20 protein-coding genes and 1 riboswitch are annotated in these 18,829 nt (G+C 45.4%); of the genes, 3 read left to right on the top strand and 17 right to left on the bottom strand.

Annotated elements, in window-relative coordinates; translation table 11 throughout:
* Positions 1-221: 221 nt before the first annotated feature.
* Positions 222-1,208 (bottom strand): signal recognition particle-docking protein FtsY, encoded by a 987-nt coding sequence (ftsY, locus tag LCY76_RS10255; protein WP_248252561.1) that lies wholly within the window; start codon positions 1,206-1,208, stop codon positions 222-224.
* Between the two features lie 31 nt (positions 1,209-1,239).
* Positions 1,240-4,809 carry a chromosome segregation protein SMC gene (smc, locus tag LCY76_RS10250; protein ID WP_248252560.1) on the bottom strand — a complete coding sequence of 1,190 codons (3,570 nt, stop codon included), beginning with the start codon at positions 4,807-4,809 and terminating at the stop codon, positions 1,240-1,242.
* Positions 4,810-4,919: 110 nt separating this feature from the next.
* Between smc and LCY76_RS10245 the strand changes: the two genes are divergently transcribed.
* Positions 4,920-5,144: a DUF1128 domain-containing protein gene (locus LCY76_RS10245; protein ID WP_053354522.1), complete on the top strand. Its 225-nt coding sequence runs from the start codon at positions 4,920-4,922 to the stop codon at positions 5,142-5,144.
* Between the two features lie 49 nt (positions 5,145-5,193).
* Here LCY76_RS10245 and rnc read toward each other — a convergent pair whose 3' ends face one another.
* Together rnc and acpP are read right to left on the bottom strand one after the other, a co-directional pair.
* The gene (gene rnc, locus LCY76_RS10240; RefSeq protein ID WP_419714938.1) at positions 5,194-5,979 is read right to left on the bottom strand and encodes a ribonuclease III; all 786 of its coding nucleotides are present in this window, start codon (positions 5,977-5,979) and stop codon (positions 5,194-5,196) included.
* Between the two features lie 100 nt (positions 5,980-6,079).
* Positions 6,080-6,316 carry an acyl carrier protein gene (gene acpP / locus LCY76_RS10235; RefSeq protein ID WP_053354523.1) on the bottom strand — a complete coding sequence of 79 codons (237 nt, stop codon included), beginning with the start codon at positions 6,314-6,316 and terminating at the stop codon, positions 6,080-6,082.
* Between the two features lie 96 nt (positions 6,317-6,412).
* Here acpP and LCY76_RS10230 point away from each other — a divergent pair, with 96 nt between their 5' ends.
* Positions 6,413-6,550 carry a hypothetical protein gene (locus tag LCY76_RS10230; RefSeq protein WP_248252559.1) on the top strand — a complete coding sequence of 46 codons (138 nt, stop codon included), beginning with the start codon at positions 6,413-6,415 and terminating at the stop codon, positions 6,548-6,550.
* Positions 6,551-6,844: 294 nt separating this feature from the next.
* Here LCY76_RS10230 and fabG read toward each other — a convergent pair whose 3' ends face one another.
* The 9 genes from fabG to LCY76_RS10185 all read right to left on the bottom strand — a co-directional run bounded on the left by fabG (position 6,845) and on the right by LCY76_RS10185 (position 16,017).
* Positions 6,845-7,585, bottom strand: a complete 741-nt coding sequence (fabG, locus tag LCY76_RS10225) for a 3-oxoacyl-[acyl-carrier-protein] reductase (RefSeq protein WP_248252558.1) — start codon at positions 7,583-7,585, stop codon at positions 6,845-6,847.
* A 5-nt stretch (positions 7,586-7,590) separates the two neighbouring features.
* Complete coding sequence (gene fabD, locus LCY76_RS10220) at positions 7,591-8,529, bottom strand: ACP S-malonyltransferase (protein WP_248252557.1); 939 nt, start codon at positions 8,527-8,529, stop codon at positions 7,591-7,593.
* The gene (gene plsX, locus LCY76_RS10215) at positions 8,529-9,539 is read right to left on the bottom strand and encodes a phosphate acyltransferase PlsX (protein WP_248252556.1); all 1,011 of its coding nucleotides are present in this window, start codon (positions 9,537-9,539) and stop codon (positions 8,529-8,531) included. Before plsX ends, fabD begins: the two co-directional genes overlap by 1 nt.
* Positions 9,536-10,114, bottom strand: coding sequence for a transcription factor FapR (fapR, locus tag LCY76_RS10210; protein ID WP_248252555.1), 579 nt, complete (start codon positions 10,112-10,114; stop codon positions 9,536-9,538). Before fapR ends, plsX begins: the two co-directional genes overlap by 4 nt.
* 146 nt (positions 10,115-10,260) lie before the next feature.
* On the bottom strand, positions 10,261-12,303 hold the full coding sequence (gene recG / locus LCY76_RS10205; RefSeq protein ID WP_248252554.1) for an ATP-dependent DNA helicase RecG: 2,043 nt from the start codon (positions 12,301-12,303) through the stop codon (positions 10,261-10,263).
* Positions 12,300-13,187 carry an L-serine ammonia-lyase, iron-sulfur-dependent, subunit alpha gene (gene sdaAA / locus LCY76_RS10200; RefSeq protein ID WP_248252553.1) on the bottom strand — a complete coding sequence of 296 codons (888 nt, stop codon included), beginning with the start codon at positions 13,185-13,187 and terminating at the stop codon, positions 12,300-12,302. Before sdaAA ends, recG begins: the two co-directional genes overlap by 4 nt.
* Positions 13,188-13,208: 21 nt before the next feature.
* Entirely contained in the window at positions 13,209-13,871 is a 663-nt protein-coding gene (sdaAB, locus tag LCY76_RS10195; protein WP_248252552.1) for an L-serine ammonia-lyase, iron-sulfur-dependent subunit beta, read from the bottom strand.
* Between the two features lie 91 nt (positions 13,872-13,962).
* Positions 13,963-15,639 carry a DAK2 domain-containing protein gene (locus tag LCY76_RS10190; RefSeq protein WP_248252551.1) on the bottom strand — a complete coding sequence of 559 codons (1,677 nt, stop codon included), beginning with the start codon at positions 15,637-15,639 and terminating at the stop codon, positions 13,963-13,965.
* Between the two features lie 15 nt (positions 15,640-15,654).
* Positions 15,655-16,017: an Asp23/Gls24 family envelope stress response protein gene (locus LCY76_RS10185; protein ID WP_053354531.1), complete on the bottom strand. Its 363-nt coding sequence runs from the start codon at positions 16,015-16,017 to the stop codon at positions 15,655-15,657.
* Positions 16,018-16,248: 231 nt separating this feature from the next.
* Here LCY76_RS10185 and rpmB point away from each other — a divergent pair, with 231 nt between their 5' ends.
* Complete coding sequence (gene rpmB / locus LCY76_RS10180; protein WP_248252550.1) at positions 16,249-16,437, top strand: 50S ribosomal protein L28; 189 nt, start codon at positions 16,249-16,251, stop codon at positions 16,435-16,437.
* Between the two features lie 149 nt (positions 16,438-16,586).
* Here the strand turns inward: rpmB and spoVM are convergent, their stop codons facing one another.
* The 4 genes from spoVM to rpe form a co-directional block, all read right to left on the bottom strand.
* A complete protein-coding gene (gene spoVM / locus LCY76_RS10175) occupies positions 16,587-16,667 on the bottom strand; it encodes a stage V sporulation protein SpoVM (RefSeq protein WP_053354533.1) in 81 nt (26 codons plus the stop codon).
* A 98-nt stretch (positions 16,668-16,765) separates the two neighbouring features.
* Positions 16,766-17,407 carry a thiamine diphosphokinase gene (locus LCY76_RS10170; RefSeq protein ID WP_248252549.1) on the bottom strand — a complete coding sequence of 214 codons (642 nt, stop codon included), beginning with the start codon at positions 17,405-17,407 and terminating at the stop codon, positions 16,766-16,768.
* On the bottom strand, positions 17,404-17,976 hold the full coding sequence (gene thiT / locus LCY76_RS10165; RefSeq protein WP_248252548.1) for an energy-coupled thiamine transporter ThiT: 573 nt from the start codon (positions 17,974-17,976) through the stop codon (positions 17,404-17,406). Before thiT ends, LCY76_RS10170 begins: the two co-directional genes overlap by 4 nt.
* 73 nt (positions 17,977-18,049) lie before the next feature.
* A riboswitch (TPP riboswitch) is annotated at positions 18,050-18,157 on the bottom strand.
* A gap of 24 nt (positions 18,158-18,181) precedes the next feature.
* The gene (gene rpe, locus LCY76_RS10160) at positions 18,182-18,829 is read right to left on the bottom strand and encodes a ribulose-phosphate 3-epimerase (protein WP_248252547.1); all 648 of its coding nucleotides are present in this window, start codon (positions 18,827-18,829) and stop codon (positions 18,182-18,184) included.

Raw genomic sequence — 18,829 nt, 5'->3', positions numbered from 1 at the left:
TCACATTCTCTTCATGCGATATAACGCTGCCGAAGCCTTCCTTTCCTTGTCCTGCGGGTGCAGCGGGACAGGTGAGACCCACAGGCGCCTGCGCCGAGAAACTAGGCACTGGCGCCGGTAAGGCTCACCGCCCGCCCCGCGGAAAGCGAGCAGCCTGAAACGGAATTCAGCCACTTCCAAAATCAACAAGGGTTACGAAAACAGCCAAAAGAAAAAGCGGATTACTCCGCTTTTTCTTCCTCTAATCCAGAAAAGAGTCCGTAGACAAACTGATCAGGATCAAAAGCCTGCAGGTCGTCGATTTTTTCACCCAGTCCGACAAATTTCACAGGGATATCAAGTTCGTTACGGATGCCGAGGACAATTCCGCCCTTGGCTGTACCATCGAGCTTAGTAAGTACAAGACCTGAAACATTTGTGGACTGGCTGAATATCTTCGCCTGGCTCATCGCGTTCTGTCCAGTCGTCGCATCAACGACAAGCAATACCTCATGCGGTGCTCCCGGCACTTCCCGTTCGATAACGCGTTTCACTTTTTCAAGCTCATTCATTAAATTAACTTTGTTCTGCAGCCTTCCTGCAGTATCGCACAGCAGAACATCCACATTTCTGGATTTGGCTGCTTTTACGCTGTCAAAAATAACGGCTGCAGGATCGGATCCCTCCTGATGTTTGATAACATCCACGCCTGCACGCTGCCCCCAGACTTCAAGCTGCTCGATCGCTCCTGCGCGGAATGTGTCCCCGGCAGCAAGCATCACGGTTTTCCCTTGTTGTTTCAACTGATGAGCAAGTTTTCCGATCGTCGTCGTTTTCCCTACGCCGTTTACACCGACAAAAAGGATGACCGTCATGCCTTCTGTTTGAAGGTTCAGTGAGCCGTCCTGTTCTCCTTTATGGAGCATTCCAGCGAGTGTTTCTGAGATCGCGGATTTCAGTTCTTCTGTTTCCTGGATGTTTCTCGTACGCGCGATGTCCTTTAATTTGTCAATGAGATCCATAACCGTATGGACCCCTACATCGGCACTGATCAAAATTTCTTCCAGTTCCTCGAAAAAATCTTCATCAACTTTTCTGTACCGCTTAACGAGGTCATTGACTTTTGTGGAAAAAGAAGTTCGCGTCTTCTCCAGTCCGCTTTTGAATTTTTCAGATACAGAGTCTGTTTGAGAAGTGAATTTGTCTTTTATTCGTTTTAAGAAGCTCATAGGTTCCTCCTTCAAATTCATACATGATACATTACTTTGCCCCGACGAGATCCCTTGATTCCTCCAGCTTGACGGAAACAAGTTTGGAGACCCCGGATTCCTGCATCGTAACGCCGTAAAGCACGTCCGCTTCCTCCATTGTTCCTTTTCGGTGGGTAACGACGATAAACTGAGTTTCTTTGCTGAACGTTCGCAAATAGCTCGCATAGCGGCTGACATTGGCATCATCAAGTGCGGCTTCCACCTCATCAAGGATGCAGAAAGGAACAGGACGGACTTTCAATATGGCAAACAGCAGGGCAATAGCGGTCAGCGCCCGCTCTCCGCCGGACAATAGGGCAAGATGCTGCAGCTTTTTACCTGGAGGCTGAGCAAGGATATCCACGCCGGTTGTCAGCAGGTTTTCTGGATTGGTTAAAGATAAATCTGCCCTTCCTCCGCCAAACAGCTCTTTGAAAATCTGGCCGAAATGTGAGCGGATATTTGTGAACGTCTCCTCGAACCTCTTCTTCATTTCTTCGTCCATCTCATCGATGACTCCATGCAGTGTCTGTTTTGCTTCTACGAGATCCGCTCTTTGTTCTGTCAGGAAATCAAAACGCTGCGATACGCGTTCATACTCTTCGATGGCACCAAGGTTCACCAGGCCGAGTTCTTCTATCGCGAGTTTGATCAATTTGACTTTCTTCCTCGCCTCAGCTGCCTCCATGGTCAGCTGGAATTGTCCCTTCGCACCTTCAAAGGAAAGCTCGTATTCTTCCCGCAGATGGGTGAGACGGTTGTCGAGCTCAACATCGAGTCTGTTGATGCTCACCTCTTCTGTACGGAGGGCATCGTTCAATTGTTTAAGAATACGTTTTGATTCTTTCAGTTCACGGTCCCGGTCTTCCACTTGCTGGTACACCGTGAGTCTTTCCTGTCTGCGCTGCGAGATGAGCTGAAGTACAGAATTCTTGTCTTGCCGTTTTTTGCCGATGTGTCCATCAAGTACTTCTTCACCTGAAGAATTGCTGTTCATTTCTTCTTCCAGCATCCAAAAATCCTGTTCAGTCTCTTTAAGCTGATCGTTCACTTCTCGGAGCTCCATCTGGATTCTCTCCAGTTTCTCTTCCTGGTTCGCCGTTTGCTGGTCTTTTTCTGCAATCTTGATTTTTAAAGCGGTGGCTGACTGCTGTATCTCTTCTTTCGAGGTTTGCTGATCTTTCTTACGGGCATCAAGCTGTTCGATCTGATCCTCGAGCGATTTCGCGTCTTTCACATTTCTCTCCAATGAAATCTGAAGTTCTTTAATCCTTTCAGTGATCGTGCTTTGTTCCGAATGATAACTATTCTTCTCCCGGTCATACAGAGAGAGGCGGTCATTCAGGTTTTTCTCTTCGATTTCAATTTCGCGCAGTCTGCTTTTTACAGATTGCTCCTTAAGCCTGCTGTTCTCTCCTTCTTCACGGAAGGATTCGAGCTGGGATCTCAGCTCTGTAATCGCTGTTTTTGAGTCCTTTACCTGCTCTTCGATTACAGCTGTCTGCTGTTCCATTTTCTCCAGTTTTCCAGTGACCGTGTCCAGTTCCCGCTGTCTTCCAAGGAGCGAGGAATTCTTTTGTTTGACGCTTCCTCCCGTCATGGAACCGCCAGCACTGACTACATCTCCTTCAAGGGTAACAATTCGATACCTGTAACGGAGGATTTTGGCGATCTCGTTCGCTCCCTCGATAGTTTTAGCGATCACGATGTTGCCAAGCAGGTTGGCGATGATCGTCTCGTATTTGCTGTCTCCAGTTACGAGCTGAGAAGCCACTCCGACATATGCAGAGTGCGAAGCGACCAAACTGATGTCAGACGGTGAGATAAAACGTCCCTTAATGACAGATAGAGGGAGGAACGTAGCTCTCCCGAATTTTTTTTTCTTTAAAAAAGCGATAGCGGCAACGGCATCCTTTTCACTTTGGGTAACAACGTGCTGCATGGATCCCCCGAGAGCCGTTTCGATGGCTGTCTCGATGTCAGCCGGTACGCTGATGAGTTCAGCGATTGCACCTTCAATGCCCTGCAGTACGGTTCCTTTGGCTTTAAGGACTTCTTTTACACCCTGCATAAACCCCTGGTACTCATCCTGCATGGATTCAAGCCATTCTTTTTTTGATTTGAACTGCTGAATAAACTGATAGGCTTGATACAGCTTGCTTTGCTTTTCTTCGTTCTCTTTTTCTTTTTGTTCAAGCTGCTGTTTTAATCCGGCATACTGCTTTAAGTGAGACTGAATATTCTCCTCGGCTTCCTTAGCCTTCACGAGCAAATCTTTTTTATCTGAGGTGACTCTTTCACGTTCAGCTACATATTTCTCGTGTTCTTGATCCAGCCTGCTCGACTTGAACTGCTGCTGGTTCTGCTGATCTGATAAATAACGAATTTCATTCTTAATGGAAGCCTGGCTGTTCAAGTTCTCGAAGTAGTCACTTTTTATACGTTCCAGCTCTGCTTCAAGATCGAGCTCGATGATGGAAAGACGGTTCTCCTCTTCCTTCAGCTGGCTGCGGAGTGAACGTAGTTCCTTTTTCTGTTCGCCAAAAATCTTGGTACCTTCTGTAGAAGCAGCCTGGAGCTCCTCGCTTTTTTTCTTCAGTGTCTGAATCTGTTGTTTGAGAGACTCTTTATTTTGATGATAGTTTTTCTTTCGTTCTTTTAAGACTTCACGTTTTCCTTCAAGCTTTTCAAGCTCTTCGCTCGCGACGAGAAGCGACTGCTGCAGTTCGTCTATGGATTCGTCCAATGCCTGTATGTCGGCTCTGGCGCGTTCGAGTGATGCTTCTTCATTTTTCACTTTCGATGAGAGTGCGAAATCTTTATTTTTGAGTTCTTCTACGAGTGTAGATTGTTTTTCCCATTTTTCATGCAGTTCTTCAATTTCAAAAACCGTCAAAGCCACTTCGATCTGCTGAAGCTCTTCTTTTTTCTCAAGAAAATCCTTGGCGATGGAAGCCTGTATTTTTAAAGGCTCAACTTGTCCTTCTAGTTCATATAGTATATCTTCCACCCGGTTCAGGTTTTCCTGAGTTTCCTGCAATTTTTGCTCTGCTTTTTGTTTACGGGTTTTGTATTTCAGGACCCCGGCTGCCTCTTCAAAGATCTTTCTTCTGTCTTCCGCCTTACTGCTCAAGATCTCTTCAATCTTCCCTTGACCGATAATCGAATACGCTTCACGGCCAAGACCGGAATCCATGAACAGATCCACGATGTCTTTCAGGCGGCACTGCTGTTTATTCAACAAATATTCACTGTCGCCCGAACGGTACACTCTGCGGGTGACACTGATCTCATTATATTCAAGCGGTATATGCTGATCTTCATTATCAAGCGTTAGCGTTACTTCAGCCACGTTCAGCGGCTTGCGGTTATCGCTTCCAGCGAAGATGATATCCTCCATCTTTGAACCGCGGAGCGATTTGGCCGATTGCTCACCAAGCACCCAGCGGACGGCATCCGAAATGTTGCTTTTACCGCTGCCGTTCGGCCCTACGACCGCAGTCACACCCGGCACAAATTCAATATTGATTCGATCCGCAAAAGACTTAAAACCTACTACATCTAATCGTTTGAGGAACATCTTAATCCCCCTTATGTATTCTTAACTAATTTATTTTACCATAGATCAACTTACAAACAGATTCTTTTATGCTACAATTGTGAAAGAAAGAGGATAGAAAGGGTGCTACTATGAACTTATCCACTCCCAGCCAGGAGAACATAGAGTTTATGATAGAAGGCTTGAAAAAAAAGCTCCAGCTTGTAAACTCAGGTCTGATCCAGGGTGATGATTACACCGTTGACCAATATGATGACATAAAAGAACTTTATGATATGGTAATGAAAATGCCTGGATTCAGTGTAAGAGATATGGAAGGCATCGTCTCCGAGCTCGGTTCCCTAAAAAAGAAGTAAGCGTTCATACATAATCATAAGAAAAACACCCTTTTCGCAGGGTGTTTTTTTAATGTTTCATTATCTTCTCGAGCGCTTCCTGTGCAGCATGCTGCTCCGCTTCTTTTTTAGAACGTCCAAAACCGACTCCGAACGTATCTTCATTTAACTTTACCTCAGATACGAATTCCCGGTTATGCGCCGGCCCTTTTTCCTGAATGATTTTATAATCAATCGTTCCAAGACCTTCTCGCTGAACATATTCCTGAAGCTGGCTCTTAAAATCCATCACATGAGAAAAAGCACCTTCATTAATTCGGGGAAAAACATTCACTTCCAGAAATCCTTTAACGGCTTCGATTCCTTTATCAAGGTACAGTGCACCGATAAAGGCTTCAAACACATCTGCGAGCAATGCCGGCCGTGTGCGTCCACCGGTGTTTTCTTCGCCTTTGCCCAGCAAAACATAATCCCCAAAATGAAGCTCGTTGGCCAAAATGACGAGAGATGGCTCACAGACAATGGCTGCTCTTAATTTTGTTAACTCTCCTTCGCTCATAGTCGAAAACTTTGAGTAAAGAAATTGAGAAATTGTCAATTCAAGAACTGCATCCCCTAAAAATTCAAGCCGTTCGTTGTCTTCGTAAGGACGTCCCCGATGCTCATTCACATATGATGAATGGGTAAATGCCTGAACCAGTAATTTTTCATTGTCAAAGAAGAGATCAATTCGTTCCTGTAAGGGAGCTACCTTTTGTTTGCGTACCTTTTCATCCATCTGTTTTCTTGCCTGATGCTTAAATCTTTGCCTTGAATGTTTCTTTAAATTTGATGTCTGTTTCTTTGAACCTTTCATCATTGCCTCCTGCAAACACTTAGAGGGTATCGGCTTTATTCTTCTGCCAACAGGTTTAAAGTCCCGCACCATCTGTTACGGGACTTTGTTCAGCATAAAATTAGTTGTTGTTGCTGTTTATGTAATTAACAACGTCACCAACCGTTGTAATTTTTTCAGCATCTTCGTCGGAAATTTCCAAATCAAACTCGTCCTCAAGTTCCATAACTAATTCAACAACATCCAAGGAATCAGCACCTAGATCTTCTTTAAAAGAAGCTTCGGTTTTAACCTCAGCAGCGTCTACACCAAGACGATCTACGATAATCTTTGAAACTCTTTCTAATACGTCTGCCATGTGTATTCACCTCCTTTCAATAATATATACCATTTCATAAGAAAAAAAAAGATAGAAAAGCCAGAAAAGCTGAAGTGGCCCGTTTAGAGACGAAAAATGGTGGAAGTCTCACACAGCAACACGTACTTTGTGTTGGAGTGGGAGACTGAAGCATTCGAGTCTCTGGCCACTAAAGCTGGATCCATAGAAATGCTGAAACGCCTCGATCAGAGACGAAAAGCACTGGAACTCTAGAACTTCAACACGGTCTTTGTGTTGGAGTGGGAGAGTGAAGTGACTCGAGTCTCTAGGCGTTGAAGCTGGATCCTTAGAAAAGCTGAAACGACCGTTTAATGTCGAAAGGCGATGGAGCATACACACAGCAACACGGTCTTTGTGTTGAGGTGGGAATGCGAAGTGTCAGAGACATTGGTCGTTGAAGCTGGATCCTTAGAAATGCTGAAACGCCTCGATCAGAGACGACCGCTGCTAAAGCGGAATCCATAAAAACTGAGAAGCTCCTCTTAGGCTTCCCAGTTTTCGCTATTCTTACATCACCATTCCGCCGTCGACGTGGATCGTCTGTCCAGTAATATAGGAACTGCTGTCGCTTGCTAGGAACGTGACGAGGGAGGAAATGTCTTCCGTGCTCCCAAAACGGGCAAGCGGTATTGCCTTCAGCATCTCACCTTTTACATTTTCTTCAAGAACGTGTGTCATATCCGTATCAATGAATCCTGGAGCCACTGCGTTCACCGTAATATTTCTGCTGGCTAATTCTTTAGCCGTCGATTTTGTCAGTCCGATAACACCTGCTTTCGCTGCAACATAATTGGCCTGGCCAGGATTTCCGGATACACCGACAATGGAGGAGATATTAATGATTCTCCCCTTTCTCTGCTTCATCATCTGGCGGGTTACGGCTTTTGTGCAGAGGAATACACCTTTTAAGTTGGTGTCAAGGACAGCGTCCCACTCGTCCTCTTTCATTCTCATGATCAGGTTGTCTCTCGTGATACCTGCGTTATTCACTAGAATGTCAAGAGCACCAAACTCTTCAATAACTGTTTTAACCATAGCTGATACCGATTCACTATCTGCCACATTTGCTTGCACAGCGATAGCGTCCTGGCCCATTGATCGTATCTCATCTACGACTTCCTGCGCCTTCGCTTCACTGCCTGCATAGTTTACGGCCACTTTAGCGCCGTTTTTTGCCAGTTCCAACGCGATGGCCCTTCCGATTCCCCTGGATGCGCCTGTAACAATAGCTGTTTTTCCTTTTAACATCAGTTTTACTCTCCCTTCAGCTTTTCCGCTGCTGCATTTATGGTTGCTTCATCACTGATGGCGATGACATTTGCCCGGCGATTCACTTTCTTCACGAGGCCTGACAGCACTTTACCTGGTCCGATTTCGATAAAGGTATCTACACCTAAAGCCATTAGTTCATTAATGGTCTCTTCCCATCTGACCGGAGAGTAGATTTGCTTGACGAGCTTTTCTTTTATTTCCTCTGCATCTGTTACCTGTTTGGCAGAGACGTTCGCAAGGACCGGAATTTCTGCATCCTGAATCGTAATCGAGTCAAGAACATCTTGCATTTTCTCAGCTGCCGGCTCCATTAAGGAAGAATGGAAAGGTCCGCTCACTTGCAGCGGGATCACTTTTGCACCGTTTTCTTTCGCAAGCCTTGACGCGTCTGCAACTCCCTGAGCAGTACCAGAAATAACAATCTGCCCCGGACAGTTAAGATTAGCGACCTGAACAGCATGCCCGTTCTCAGTAACCTTTTCTGTAATGGCTTCAAGTTCCTCCTGTTTCATTCCCAGGATGGCAGACATCGCACCGACTCCAGTCGGCACGGCTTCTTCCATAAAAAGGCCACGCTGTCTGACCGCGTATACAGCATCTTCAAACGACAGACTGCCAGCTGCCACAAGAGCTGAATATTCCCCAAGACTGTGCCCGGCTGCATAGTCAGCTTGGATCCCATATTTCTTAAATACTTCCAAAACAGCAATACTTGCAGTCAGCAGGGCCGGCTGTGTGTTTTCTGTACGTTTTAAGACTTCTTCAGGCCCTTCAAAAATGATAGAAGACAAAGAAATACCGAGCTTTTCATCTGCGGTATCAAAGATAGTTCGGGCTTCTACGAAATTTTGTGCCAGTTCTTGCGCCATTCCAACGCTTTGGGAGCCCTGTCCCGGAAAAAGAAAAGCAATTTTACCCATTATTCTTCCCCCTTTTGTTCTTCTTTTTCAAGTTCTTTCATCTTTTCAGCAATGATTTGAACAACATTTTTTTCAACCATCGTTCTCGTTTGTCTTACCGCATTATAAATCGCATTCTCATCGGAAGACCCATGGGCTTTTACTACCGGTGCAGCAAGCCCAAACAATCCAGCTCCGCCATACTCTGAATAGTCCAGCTTGTTCTTCAGGCCTTTAAGCCGAGGTTTTAAAATCCCTGCTGCAATCTTGCTGACAGCAGTCGCTGTAAGCTCCTGCTTAAGCATGGAAAACATCGTCAGTGCGGTACCTTCTATCGTTTTCAGCACTACGTTTCCGGAAAACCCATCGCAGACGACAACATCAGCCGCTCCGTTCAGGAGGTCCCTTGCTTCAACGTTACCGATAAAGTTCACGGGAGCTTCTTTCAGCAGCTGAAAGGCCGCTTTGCTTAGGGCATTCCCTTTTTCATCCTCCGTGCCGACATTCAAAAGACCGACTCTCGGAGAACTCGTTCCCCTTACTTGCTCTGCATATGTACTTCCCATGATAGCGTATTGCAGCAGATGCTCAGGTTTTGCATCCATATTGGCGCCTACATCCAGGAGCAAAAATCCCTTCCCGTCTACTGTCGGAAGCGTCGGAGATAGAGCCGGACGGTCAATACCGCTGATCCTCCCAACATTAAACAGACCAGAAGCCATAAGTGCTCCAGTATTCCCTGCTGAGATACAGGCATCCGCCCGCCCCTCTTTTACCTCTTTAGCGGCGAGAACCATGGAAGCATTCTTTTTCTTCCGCACTGCACGTACAGGTTCATCATCGCTCGTTATTTTTTCTTCCGTGTGGATGACTTCTATGTTTTTTTCAGAAGTCAGATAAGGAGAGATTTTCTTTTCATCTCCAATTAAAATCACTGTAAGATCATCAAAGGCAGAAAGTGCTTTTAAAGCTCCTTTAACCTGAGCTTCCGGAGCATTGTCGCCTCCCATCGCATCGATGGCAATTCTCATGTCGTACTCCCTTCCCTTCCTTCTCCAGTTGAACGGAACATGATGAACTCCCCGGAAAAAACAGCCTCTTTATCTACATAGCTCGTAACTTCCACGGTCGTCCGGTAGTCTTCAATGCTGCTCACCCTTGCCTTGGCAACAACTCGCTCCCCTTCTTTTACTTGCCGGGTAAAACGGATCTTTGCCTTTGAAGTAAGGGCCAGCTCATCGTTTATAATGGCTACGGCAAGTGAGTTTGCCTGCGCAAACAGATGATGCCCCCTTGCTATTTTTGTCCGGGAAAATACATGTTCACTCTTTATGTCCAATATGGATATCGCTGCTTCGTCCAGCTGGAGATCAATAATTTCGCCGATTACTTCCTCGAGCGGAAGGGCTTTAACGGTATCCAGCTGCTGCTGTGCAACGTTTTTGATCCGTTCCCTCAGTTCCGGGATCGAAAGTTCAAGACGGTCAAGCCGTATGGTCTGGACACTGACAGTGAATTTATCCGCCAGTTCTTCATCCGTAATAAACGGCGTCCTTTCAATCGTAGCTTTCAGCAAAGCCTGTCGTTCTTTTTTCGTTCTTTTCATGTATACACCATCCAGATATGCCATTTAAGCATCAGCCTCTATGGATGCACGGTTTTTCGCTTTTTAAGAGCTGGTACTAACAGTAGTATATAATAGCAGCTATATCATTTCAAGAAAGGACCTATTCGTCGGAAGCAGAACCCTCATCAGTCAAGGCGTTCCGATGTTAACACGCCTTCCTTTTCCAAGAAGCTTCTAAGCGGAGCGTAGGCCTCTTCATGAAAAAGCGCTTCTGAATTGACGAGCCGGGAAGCATCGTTCCTCGCCACCTCGAGCACACGGTAGTCATGCACGATATCTGCGATCTTAAAATCTGGAACCCCGCTCTGTTTGCTGCCGAAGAAGTCCCCAGGGCCTCTAAGTTCAAGATCTTTTTCTGACAGAACAAAACCATCAGAGGTTTCAGTCATGATCCTCATTCTTTCTTTTCCCTCTTCTGATTTCGGGTCAGCGATTAATATACAATACGACTGATCACTTCCACGGCCAACGCGGCCCCTGAGCTGATGAAGCTGTGACAGGCCAAACCTTTCCGCATCGTAGATCACCATCATCGTGGCGTTCGGTACGTTTACTCCTACTTCCACTACGGTCGTAGATACCAGAACATGGCACTTATTCTCAGTAAATTCTCTCATCACTTCCTCTTTTTCAGAGGAATGGAGCCTTCCATGCATTAAGCCGACCCTGTATTGATGAAAATAGTGCTGCAGCTGTGCATGCACATCAATCGCATTCTGTACATCCAGCTTGTCTGACTCCTCAATAAGCGGACAGATCACATAGGCCTGTCTCCCTTGATCAAGCTCTTTCTGTACAAAACCGAGGACACGGTCAAGCATGTTATGTTTAGCCCAATAGGTTTCGATAGCTTTTCTGCCGGCTGGCATTTCGTCGATGACAGAAACATCCATGTCTCCAAACACGGAGATTGCAAGCGTCCGCGGAATGGGGGTTGCTGTCATGAACAGAACATCCGGACTTTGTCCTTTTTCTCGCAGCACCCGGCGCTGTTTGACGCCGAAACGGTGCTGTTCATCAGTTATGACAAGGCCTAATTGATGAAATACAACCTCATCCTGAATGAGTGCGTGTGTACCAATTAACACATTCACTTCTCCCTCTGCAAGCTTTGCTAAAATATCTGCCCGTCTTTTCCCTTTCACAGAACTTGTCAGTAATTCCACTTTAATCTGATGAGGTTCAAGCAGTTGGAGAAGCGAATGGTAGTGCTGTTCCGCCAATATTTCTGTCGGTACCATCAAAGCTCCTTGGCTTCCTGAGGAAACAGCTGCAAATAGGGCGATGGCTGCAACGACTGTTTTGCCAGATCCGACATCTCCCTGAAGAAGGCGATTCATCCTGTGGGGAGAGGACATGTCTTTTAAAATTTCATGAGTGACCCGCTGCTGGGCATTCGTCAGCGGGAACGGTAAGGAAGTAACAAACCTGTTGACATCATCCATGCTGAAATGCAGTTTTTCTCCGGCAGACTGTTCCCGGTTGATCTTTTTAAACATTTGCATCTTAAGCTGAAAAAGCAGGAATTCCTCATATACCATCCGGCGGCGCGCCTGTTTTAAATGTTCAAAACTCTTCGGAAAGTGCAGGCTGTATAGGGCTTGTTTTCTCGGCCAGAGCTTATAGGACTCCAAACTCTCCTTCGGAAGCACTTCCTCAACCTCCTCACCATATTGGTTGAAGGCGAGTTTGATCAGCCTCCTTACTTGCTTAACGCTCATCTCTCCCTTGACCGGATAGATGGGATCGATGCTTTCATCTTGCGGCTGCAGCCCAAATTTAATGTCATTGACGGTCAGGGTCATTTTATGAGCATCCCATTTCCCTGTGAGGGTAACCGTTTGTCCGGGTGTAAGCTGCTTTTTTAAATACGGCTGATTAAAAAAGACAGCAGTAATTAAATAACGTCCGATCAGCACCCTGATGCTGAGTTTTGATTTTTTTCTTGGAAAATAACGGAGAGAAGGTTCACTGTGAACCTTCCCTTCGATTGTTGCCCTCTCTTCATGTTTTACATCGGCCAGATCTTTCAGCTGATGATTGTCATAGCGGAACGGCAAATATTCAAGCAGATCCATCACTGAGACAACCCCAAGCTCTTTCAGTTCTTCTGATTTGCTCTCACCGATCCCATTGATCTCTGTCACTTTTAATTCGTTAAGCTTCATTTTTTTTCCAGGGCTATTCCAAATATTTTCGCTTCAAGCTCCCGGGCAGTTGGTGTAGCCGCCAAACCTCCTTGCGCTGTTTCTTTCAGTGCTGTCGGCATTGATTGCCCGATCTTGTACATCGCATCGATGACTTCATCGCACGGAATCCTGCTCTTGATTCCTGCGAGCGCCATATCAGCAGCAACAATTGCATTGCTTGCTCCCATGGCGTTCCGCTTTACACAAGGTACTTCTACAAGGCCTGCAACAGGATCACAAACGAGCCCGAGCATGTTCTTCAGAGCGATAGCCATCGCTTCTGCGGACTGTGAAGGTGTCCCGCCAGCTAGCTCAACAATGGCCGCTGCTGCCATACCGGTCGCTGATCCGACTTCTGCCTGACAGCCCCCGGCAGCACCTGAAATAGAAGCATTGTTGGCGACTACAAATCCGAAAGCTCCAGAAGCAAATAAAAAGGCGACCATCTGCTCTCTTGTCGGATTTAATTTATCTTTCAAGGCAAAGAGCGTTCCAGGAACCACGCCTGCTGAGCCTGCTGTAGGGGTAGCACAGATGGTTCCCATCGCCGCGTTGACTTCATTGGTTGCGATAGCTTTACTGACCGCATCCAGCATGAATTCACCTGAAAGGCTTTTCCCGCTTTTTAAATAATTCTGAAGGAGGATGGCATCCCCGCCAGTCAATCCGGAATGAGATTTAACATCTTCCGTTATTCCTCGTTCAACAGCTTCTTCCATTACCTTTAAGTTTCTGTCCATCTGGCTGATGATTTCATCTTTCGTCCGGCCAGTAAACTCCATTTCCTGCTCAATCATGATATCTGAAATCTTGCATTCTTTTGCCTCGGCAAGTTCCACTAGTTCGGCAACATTACGAAACATACTTACTTCTCCCTTTCAAGGTTACTCATTAATTTTTACCACTTGCTGTACAATTGGCAGTGATTCAATCTCCTCGATGAGTACCGGGTCTATATTTTGGTCTACTTCAATGATCATGAGAGCTTCTTGTCCTTTTTCTTTCCGTGAAACCCGCATGTGGCCGATATTGATCTGATGCTTGGCGAGAATATTTGCAACTCCTGCGATGGCTCCGTATCTGTCGTTATGAACAATCAGTATTGCAGGGTGGTTTCCGCTCAGCTTCAGTTCAAAACCGTTTAGCTCAACTATCTCTATTTTCCCTCCGCCGATCGATATCCCAACCAGTTCAATTTTTCCATTCTGGTCACCAAGAATGATCTTTGCGGTATTGGGATGATCGGTCAGTGCATCTTCCTCGGTCATCTTTATCTCAATACCTTGCTCTTCCGCCAATGAAAGCGCATCCACAATCCTAGTATCAAAAGTATCAAAATCAAGGATTCCTCCAACGATCGCCACATCAGTCCCGTGTCCGCGGTACGTTTTTGCAAACGAACCATAAAAAGAAATATGGGCATATTCTGGCTTCCTGCCAAACAGGTGGCGGGCGACCCTCCCGATTCGTGCAGCTCCTGCTGTATGGGAGCTTGATGGCCCAATCATGACTGGCCCGATTATATCAAAAACACTTTTGTATTTCATTCATGTCCCTCCGATAAAAATATAGCTGACATAAAAAATATTCCCTCCATTACTGTATCATAACTCAACAATAATGGAGAGAACATTTTACCTACTCAACTGAGATAATAAAAGGATAAAGCGGCTGGCTGCCCTCATGGACTTCCACTTCTATAGAAGGGAAAGATTCCTCGATAAACTGAACTAAACGTTCCGTATCTTCATCCGATGCATCTTCACCGGAAATCAGGGTGATGATTTCAGAATCCTCATCAATCATTTCCTTTACAAGCTCCTGAACCGCTTCATCTTTATCCGGCATGGAAGCTACGATCTTGCCGTTCAAGATCCCCATGAAATCGCCTTTTGAAATCTCGACGCCATCAATGGAAGTATCTCTTACAGCAAATGTAAGCTGTCCGGATTTTACGCTTGAAAGCGCGTCTGTCATCTTCTTATGATTTTCTTCCAATTCTGCTGAAGGGTTAAACACAAGCAGAGCCGCCATTCCCTGAGGAACGTTTTTAGAGCGGACGACGATTACATCCTGGTCGACGATGGATGCTGCCTGCTCTGCAGCCATAACAATGTTTCCGTTGTTCGGAAGCACGATTACTTTTTCGGCATTCACTTCTTCAATGGCTTTGACGATATCTTCGGTACTAGGGTTCATCGTTTGTCCGCCTTCAATAACGTAACCGGCACCGAGTGAAGTGAACAATTCTTTAATGCCGCTCCCCATCGCTACGGTAACGATGCCATATGCTTTTTTCTCTTGTTTAGATTCAGGCATCTTAACGGGCACATGTGTCTCAGATTCCAAAATCGCAGTATGCTGCTCACGCATGTTTTCAATTTTAATGTTGATCAGACTTCCATGTTTCTGAGCAAGGGTAAGCATGTTGCCCGGCTGTTCCGTATGAATATGAACTTTTACAAGATCATCATCGGCAACAACAAGCAAAGAATCGCCATGCTCGTTTAATTCATTACGGAATGCTTCCTCAATGAAAGGCGCCTTCTTTAATTTCTCAGGTTCGAATTTCACCATAAACTCTGTACAGTATCCGAAATGGATATCTTCGGTTTTCATATGAAGCTGTGCTTTATGGTGCTCGGCATTAACCATTTCCTTCATAGAAGGCCCTTGCGGAGAAATTTCAGGAAGGTCCTTTCCTTCCAGTGCGGACAGAAAGCCTTCATAAACCGTCAGAAGCCCTTGCCCGCCTGAATCAACAACGCCTACTTCTTTCAAAACCGGAAGCAAGTCAGGAGTTCTGTCTAGGGAAGCTTTGGCTTCCGTTACAACTTCGTACATGACGAAAAGGATATCATCACTTTTTTTAGCCGCCTTAACAGCACGTTTTGCCGCATCTTTAGCCACCGTAAGAATGGTTCCCTCGATGGGCTTCATCACAGCCTTATAGGCTGTTTCTACTCCGTTCTCAAATGCTCTTGCAAAGTCAGCCGAAGTAATGGTTTCTTTTCCTTCGATTGATTTTGAAAAACCACGGAAAAGCTGGGATAATATAACCCCGGAGTTGCCTCTTGCCCCCATGAGCAAGCCTCGGGAAAAAGAGCTCGCGACTTTACTGATATCGGGAATTATGTTGTTTTGAACTTCTTTTGCACCAGAAGTAATCGTAAGGTTCATGTTGGTTCCTGTATCCCCGTCCGGCACAGGAAAAACATTAAGTGCATCTACCATTGCTGCGTTTTTTGATAAGTTTGCGGCTCCCAATGCAACCATAGCCGCAAACTTTTTACCGTCTAAAACTGTTAAAGACACGAACTTTCCTCCTAACTAAGGGGTTGTCACCCTGACACCCTGAACAAAAATGTTAACAGAATCTACAGAGAGACCCAGCATTTGATCGAGGGTATATTTCACTTTTGTCTGTACATTATGGGCTACTTCAGAAATCTTTGTTCCGTAGCTTACAATAATATACATATCAATATGTACTTCATCTTCTTCTTGCCGAACCACAATCCCCCGGGAGAAGTTGTCACGTCCTAAAAGTTCGGTAATACCATCCTTTAACTGCTTCCTGGAAGCCATGCCTACAATACCGTAGCAATCAATAGCAGCGCCGCCAGCAATAGTAGCGATCACTTCCGTAGAAATGTCAATCTGGCCGTATTTATTCTTCATTTCGATGGACATGATGAATCCCCCTTTAATCAATCAATTATGGCTAAACCTCATTTTACTATAAAATTAAGTTTTATGAAAGGACAACTCCATTTGACAATAGTCACAAAGCCATGTCAAGCCTTTTTACTTGAAATACGAAAAATCATTTGTTGCTTTTCTTAAGTGGTCATGCTACTATAGGTTAGTATTTAACATACGACTGATATGATACAGTTTTACTGTTATAAAGGAGGTACAATTATGTCACGCAAATGTTACGTTACTGGTAAAGGACCTAAAACAGGAAACAAGCGTTCCCACGCATTGAACAAATCTAAAAAGAGCTGGGGAGTAAACGTTCAAAAAGTCCGCATCTTGGTTGACGGGAAGCCTAAACGTGTTTATGTTTCTGCACGTGCCCTTAAATCCGGAAAAGTTGAACGCGTTTAATCGCTCTTAAAACAACGGCATCCCCGTTGTTTTTTATTTGGAAAAGCGCAAGCGGGCTGCAAGGTCCGACAAGCGCTGGAACGGGACAACACTTCTTGAAAAGAAAAAAGCACCCTTGATGGGTGCTTTTTTCTTTTGGATGGAAGTGATTATCCTTTTTTAAATGAACCTAAAACCGCACGTACAAATCCTCCTAAAAACCTAGGCAGTTTAATGGTGTAAAATTTCATCATACCCCTCCTCCAGGCCCTTTGAAAAAATAAGACATTCCCTAATAAATATATTCGCTTTTATAAAAATAGTACCATGCGGCCCGACGCATAAAATATTAATCATGGCTCTTTACCAACATTAATATGCCGCCCGAGAATGAATAAGTACCACTTTTATTTACAAGCTCATTGGAAATGCAGAGAGTAGAACCCATCGGCAAGTATTGATCCTGAAGCGGATATTTGAACCCTGTCAGAGTCAGGCCGGTAACAGGCCCGTTAAATGGAAGGAAAGAGACATAAGAGAACTCAGGCTCTTGTTGTATGATATGCGGTCCTGGTGCTGATAAGGCAATCTTATTCTGCCTGTCCCATATTTCAATGTTAATTCCGGCTTCGAGTCCATGAAGGAGCAATTGGATATTGGCCAGTTCATGATCCAGGCGCCCGCCCGTAACACCCAGCAGCAGGATCTGTTCCGGTTTTTGCCCCAGTGCCCATTCAAGGGCCAGCTCTAGATCAGTTTTATCCTTTTCACTGTCATACTCAAAAGAAGGAAGGTTAAATGAAGCCATCCATTCACGCTCACTGCTGTTCACAGAATCGAAATCTCCAAATACACAGCCGGGTATGATTCCTTTTTTCAACAAGTAGAATACGCCGCGGTCAACACCTGCCCAGACTGCCTTTTCGCCGGCAAATAAAGAGAGGTCCGGCTGCCTTTCTTCCGGACCTCCTGCTAAAATGATAATTTTCATGCCGCGTTAACAACTCTTGGATCGGTCCTATGCAGCAGCCGCGGTGCTGTTTTTGTCAAGAAAATAAAAGCAGCTGCAGTGATCAAAGCAACCGGGATCATGTATGAAGCATTATACACAATGGAGTACAGCACAGGGTTCATGCCTTTTGGGGCGTATGATGCAAAGAATATGACTCCTGATACAACATGGGAGGCCAAACGGAGCAGGCTTCCGAAGGCGATGCCTGCCACAATCGCTGAGATCCTCCTTTTAGATTGGCTTTCCGAACTGACTTTAAACACCCCGGCAAATCCAGCCAATAGGAACGCGAGAGGGTAATCCAGGATCAAACCTGCGGGATTGTATCCTGCGGTTCCATCAACCAGGATCTTTACCATCCCGACAATCAGACCAGTTAATACTCCACCAGGGACCCCTCGGCGGAATGCCATTAAAAAGATTGGCAGCATCTCCAATGAAACTGAGCCTCCATTTGCCCAAAGCCCTTTAAATTGAACAAAACTAAGTATGATGGCCAACGCTGACATCATCGCCACTTCAGTCAAAAACATAATTTTTTTACTCAAATCAATCTCCCCCAAACATCTTTAATAAAAAGAAAAAAGCAACCGGCATGTGAATGACGGTTGCTTATCGTTAACAACTGCGACTCCACATTCCTACGCAGGCATGATCCTGCTTCAGGTTCAAAGGGTCGGGAGTGTACTCCCCTCTCAGCCCCTGTTTGGGACTCCCCCTGTGGTTACTTTTTTCAATTATACTTATTATATATTATACACCACGAATGGTACGGATTGCACCCTTTATGTCTTTTTGCCCATAAATGGCTGATCCCGCTACTAATACGGTAGCTCCAGCTTTCTCACAAAGACGGGCAGTCTCTGCGTTCACGCCGCCGTCTACCTCAATTTCAACGTTCAAGCCCTGCTCCTTGATCCTCGCAGATAATACTTCAATCTTAGGAAGCACAGTGTGTATGAAGGATTGTCCACCAAAGCCTGGATTTACAGACATGATGAGCACAAGGTCTATATCAGCCAAAATATGCTGAATGGTTTCAACAGGAGTAGCAGGATTTAATACGACCCCTGCCTTTTTTCCCTGCTCTTTAATTAATTGAATGGTCCGATGAAGGTGCGGACATGCTTCAACATGAACAGTAATGATATCAGCACCTGCTTTTGCAAACTCCGGGATATACCGGTCAGGGTTTTCAATCATTAAATGTACATCAAATGTCAGTTCAGTGAGCGGCCTGATGGCTTTAACGACTAAAGGCCCCATCGTAATATTCGGCACAAAATGCCCATCCATCACATCGATATGGATATAATCAGCACCGTTTTCTTCCACTGCCTTAATTTCTTCACCGAGCTTTGAAAAGTCTGCGGAAAGAATGGAAGGCGCAACTTTTATCAT

Origin of the sequence: Fictibacillus marinisediminis (genome assembly GCF_023149135.1) — a bacterium.
In the GTDB taxonomy this organism is placed as follows: Bacteria; Bacillota; Bacilli; order Bacillales; family Fictibacillaceae; genus Fictibacillus_C; species Fictibacillus_C marinisediminis.
The sequence above is the reverse complement of the archived record's forward strand: the minus strand, read 5'-3'. Positions and strand labels throughout refer to the sequence as shown.

What these genes read in the sequence shown, in the direction of transcription:
- ftsY (WP_248252561.1), bottom strand. Translation starts at nt 1,208, where the DNA reads ATGAGCTTCTTAAAACGAATAAAAGACAAATTCACTTCTCAAACAGAC.
- smc (WP_248252560.1), bottom strand. Translation starts at nt 4,809, where the DNA reads ATGTTCCTCAAACGATTAGATGTAGTAGGTTTTAAGTCTTTTGCGGAT.
- LCY76_RS10245 (WP_053354522.1), top strand. Translation starts at nt 4,920, where the DNA reads ATGAACTTATCCACTCCCAGCCAGGAGAACATAGAGTTTATGATAGAA.
- rnc (WP_419714938.1), bottom strand. Translation starts at nt 5,979, where the DNA reads ATGAAAGGTTCAAAGAAACAGACATCAAATTTAAAGAAACATTCAAGG.
- acpP (WP_053354523.1), bottom strand. Translation starts at nt 6,316, where the DNA reads ATGGCAGACGTATTAGAAAGAGTTTCAAAGATTATCGTAGATCGTCTT.
- LCY76_RS10230 (WP_248252559.1), top strand. Translation starts at nt 6,413, where the DNA reads ATGGTGGAAGTCTCACACAGCAACACGTACTTTGTGTTGGAGTGGGAG.
- fabG (WP_248252558.1), bottom strand. Translation starts at nt 7,585, where the DNA reads ATGTTAAAAGGAAAAACAGCTATTGTTACAGGCGCATCCAGGGGAATC.
- fabD (WP_248252557.1), bottom strand. Translation starts at nt 8,529, where the DNA reads ATGGGTAAAATTGCTTTTCTTTTTCCGGGACAGGGCTCCCAAAGCGTT.
- plsX (WP_248252556.1), bottom strand. Translation starts at nt 9,539, where the DNA reads ATGAGAATTGCCATCGATGCGATGGGAGGCGACAATGCTCCGGAAGCT.
- fapR (WP_248252555.1), bottom strand. Translation starts at nt 10,114, where the DNA reads ATGAAAAGAACGAAAAAAGAACGACAGGCTTTGCTGAAAGCTACGATT.
- recG (WP_248252554.1), bottom strand. Translation starts at nt 12,303, where the DNA reads ATGAAGCTTAACGAATTAAAAGTGACAGAGATCAATGGGATCGGTGAG.
- sdaAA (WP_248252553.1), bottom strand. Translation starts at nt 13,187, where the DNA reads ATGTTTCGTAATGTTGCCGAACTAGTGGAACTTGCCGAGGCAAAAGAA.
- sdaAB (WP_248252552.1), bottom strand. Translation starts at nt 13,871, where the DNA reads ATGAAATACAAAAGTGTTTTTGATATAATCGGGCCAGTCATGATTGGG.
- LCY76_RS10185 (WP_053354531.1), bottom strand. Translation starts at nt 16,017, where the DNA reads ATGTCCATCGAAATGAAGAATAAATACGGCCAGATTGACATTTCTACG.
- rpmB (WP_248252550.1), top strand. Translation starts at nt 16,249, where the DNA reads ATGTCACGCAAATGTTACGTTACTGGTAAAGGACCTAAAACAGGAAAC.
- spoVM (WP_053354533.1), bottom strand. Translation starts at nt 16,667, where the DNA reads ATGAAATTTTACACCATTAAACTGCCTAGGTTTTTAGGAGGATTTGTA.
- LCY76_RS10170 (WP_248252549.1), bottom strand. Translation starts at nt 17,407, where the DNA reads ATGAAAATTATCATTTTAGCAGGAGGTCCGGAAGAAAGGCAGCCGGAC.
- rpe (WP_248252547.1), bottom strand. Translation starts at nt 18,829, where the DNA reads ATGATAAAAGTTGCGCCTTCCATTCTTTCCGCAGACTTTTCAAAGCTC.